This window comes from Gordonia sp. (in: high G+C Gram-positive bacteria) (genome assembly GCF_049299075.1).
Classification (GTDB): Bacteria; Actinomycetota; Actinomycetes; order Mycobacteriales; family Mycobacteriaceae; genus Gordonia.
In genome coordinates, this window is sequence record NZ_JBAQWU010000370.1 from 1 (window position 1) to 3202 (window position 3202).

Genomic DNA, 3202 nt, shown 5'->3' on the forward strand with positions numbered 1-3202 from the left:
CGCTACCTGTCGGCGGAGCAGCGGCAATTGGCGACGACGCTGTCGGCGGCACTGCTGGCCGGCACACACGCCGCCGAACACGGCGGCGAGGCCGCGTTGGCCGCCGCCCGCGCCGTACTGGATACCGCGCCGACGGTCGAGGTCGACTACCTGACACTGCGCGGCCGGAATCTGGAGGAGGCACCCGAGTCCGGTGACGGCCGCCTACTGGTCGCCGCTCGGTTCGGCGACACCCGGCTGCTGGACAACGTCGGTGTCGACCTGGGCGGGGTCCGCCGCACGTATGACGACGCAGCCAAAGAAGAGTTCTTCAACCAGGGCGCGAGCCCGGAAGGCAAGTGAGGGTGAACCCATGTTCCGCACCATGATGAAGTCCAAGATCCACCGGGCCACCGTGACCCAGGCGGACCTGCACTATGTCGGTTCGGTGACCATCGACGCTGATCTGCTTGAGGCGTCCGGTCTGATCGAGGGCGAGCAGGTTGCGATCGTCGACATCAACAACGGCAACCGGCTGGAGACCTATGTGATCTCCGGTGAGCGCGGCACCGGTGTCATCGGCATCAACGGGGCCGCGGCGCATCTGGTGCATCCGGGCGACCTGGTCATCATCATCGCCTACGGCATCCTCAGTGAGCAGGAAGTGCTCGACTACGCGCCGAAGGTGGTCTTCGTCGACGAAAACAATAGGCCGGTCACTCTCACCGACGATCCGGCTGATGTGCCCGCCGGTTCCGGTCTGAAGGATCCGCGCGGACTCGTCGCTGCCGGCATCTGATGCTCCTGACCGTTGACGTCGGGAACACGAACATCCACGTCGGGGTGTTCGCGGGTTCGGGCGATCACGCGTCGCTGGTGCGGGACTGGCGTATTCACACCCAGCCACACCTGACGGCCGACGAGCTCGCGTTGACGCTGCGGGGCCTGTTGGGCGACGACATCGAGCGCGTGACGGGGGTGGCCGCACTCTCCACCGTCCCGTCCCTGCTGCGCGAGATTCGCGTCATGGTGCCGCGCTACTTCGGCTCCCGGCCGCACGTCCTGCTGGAGCCCGGTGTGCGCACCGGCATTCCGTTGCTGGTGGATAATCCGAAGGAGGTCGGCACCGACCGGGTGGCGAATGCCCTTGCAGCACACGGCACATTTCCGGGCCGACCGTGCATAGTGGTCGCCTTCGGCACCGCGACCGTGGTTGACGCCATCTCAGCCAAAGGCGAGTTCCTCGGCGGTGCGATCGCGCCGGGGGTGAATCTGGCGGTCGAAGCATTGAGCGAGCACACGGTCACCGTGCGCAAAGTGGAACTGTCCCCGCCGCGTAGCGTCCTCGGCAAGAACACTGTGGAGGCTCTGCAGTCGGGCATCCTGTTCGGTTTCGCCGGGCAGGTCGACGGTCTGGTCAACCGGATTCGCGCCGAGGTGCCCGGATTCGACGGCCGCGATGTGGTGGTTGTCGCCACCGGATACTTGGCGCCGCTGATCTACGACGAATGTGTCACCCTCACCGACCGCGTCCCGCAGCTGACACTCGACGGTCTGCGCCGCGTCTACGAGCGCGCGCGCGACGGCCGGAATCGCTGACCGCAGCGCTACCGCTGAACCCTACTGACCGTGCGGCAGCGGGTGGTTCAGCGCAGCGGGTGGGTGAGCACCAGTTCGGCGTTGCGGTCGCCGAATGAGCCCATCCGTTCGGGATCGCGGTGGATGTCGTTGTACGACATCTCGCGGTAGAGCGTCGCCAGGCCGTCGGGGCTCAGGTCGGACTCGTTGCCGGTGTATGCGGCGGCCGCCTCGACGAGCGGGGTGAAGATCGAGAGCGTCCCGTCGCCGTTGTCGGCAATCTCGATGATCCGCGCCAGCTGCGGGTAATCGATGTGGCTGGCGGTGTTGATCTCCCAGAACGAGTGCTTCGGGGTGCTGCCGCGGTGCGGGATTAGCCGGTTGTTGTGGGTGTGGCCGTTGACCCAGGCGATCACGTTCGGGTGGCGTTTGATCATCGCGACCATCGCCGGACCGCCGTATTGGGCTTGCCCAGGCGTTTCTGGGTTGGGCAGGGTGGCGGTCATCGTGTCGGAGGTGTGATGGCTGAACAGCAGCACCAGCTTGTCGTGATGTTTGGTGATCTGGCGCTGCACCCACTGCCATTGCGTCTCGCTGATCGAGCCGTCCGCCAATCCCAGGCTGTTGCAGGTGTTCATCGCGATGCCGACGACGCCCGGCGCGGGTGTGAAGGTGTACCAGCTGGGTCCGTCCGGGTCGGCGAAGCCGTGGCCGCGGGGACCTGGGCCGAGATGGGCCGGATCGAAGTGCTTGCGTACGAATTCTTGCGGAGTGAACGGACGACGACGCGCATCGGGTGTGGCCGGCATGGTTGGCCCGGTGATCCGCAGCTGCGCCAGCAGTGGGCCGAGCGCGGCCGGGTTGGTCTGCAGCGCCTGGGCGATCTGGACTGCGGCCGGATCGGTGGACGGCAGATCGAAGCGCACCGACGACAGGTACATCCAGTCCAGGATGCCGTTCGGGACGGTGCCCACCAACTGATCGTCGTGGTTGCCGAAGACGCAATACCAGGGCGTGTTCAGGCCGGGGCTGTGATGTTTGCTGATCGCCGCGCGCAGGAACTTCGGGATCTCGACGAAGCCGCGCTCCTTATAGATGTCTTCGGTCGACGACGACGGCTGCCAGTACAGCGATGAACCGTCGTTCTGTACGCCCTCGAAGCGGTCGGGGGCGCCGGTGTTCGGGGTGATCGCGCCGCCGGACAGGAGTCGCAGAAACCAATCGAGTTCGATGTACTCGTGGTTGTCAGTGTTGTCGCCGGTGGTGACCACGGCGTCGAACTTTCGGCCAGTGAACGGTCCGCCGGTCAGCGAATTGATCCGCTTGATAAGGGACACCGCACCCTGGGTGGTCAGTGCTTCTTGCGGCCGGTATGCCGAACTGATCATTGGATGGGTGTACTCGAAGCGCGCCGGGCTCTGCACATCGGTGATGTGGATGTCGGTCAGCTGGACGAGGGCAGCCAACCCGGTCCGGGTGTTCTCGCGGGTGCTCTTGGCGGCGGCCAGTTCCTGTCGGACGATGAGCGGCCAACCCGGACCGGCGACGAGACGTCGGTAGCCGCCCTTACGTGCCGGCCCGGGGGCGGCCGCCTGGGCCAGCGTGGTTCCCGCGCTGCGGGCGCCGGCCAGCGCACCCGGTTCTG

Annotated in this window: 4 protein-coding genes; 3 read left to right on the forward strand and 1 reads right to left on the reverse strand. The window is 66.3% G+C overall.

Features of this window, described 5'->3' with window-relative positions:
* The 3 genes from WAW85_RS11585 to WAW85_RS11595 all read left to right on the forward strand — a co-directional run.
* Positions 1-342: pantoate--beta-alanine ligase (locus WAW85_RS11585; protein WP_422559759.1), on the forward strand; the 342-nt coding region annotated here is incomplete at its 5' end.
* 10 nt (positions 343-352) lie between these two features.
* A complete protein-coding gene (gene panD / locus WAW85_RS11590; protein ID WP_422559760.1) occupies positions 353-778 on the forward strand; it encodes an aspartate 1-decarboxylase in 426 nt (141 codons plus the stop codon).
* Entirely contained in the window at positions 778-1578 is an 801-nt protein-coding gene (locus WAW85_RS11595; protein WP_422559761.1) for a type III pantothenate kinase, read from the forward strand. The genes panD and WAW85_RS11595 overlap by 1 nt, the downstream gene beginning before the upstream one ends.
* 47 nt (positions 1579-1625) lie before the next feature.
* Here the strand turns inward: WAW85_RS11595 and WAW85_RS11600 are convergent.
* A partial coding sequence (locus tag WAW85_RS11600; protein ID WP_422559762.1) for a TIGR03767 family metallophosphoesterase occupies positions 1626-3202 on the reverse strand: 1577 nt, incomplete at its 5' end.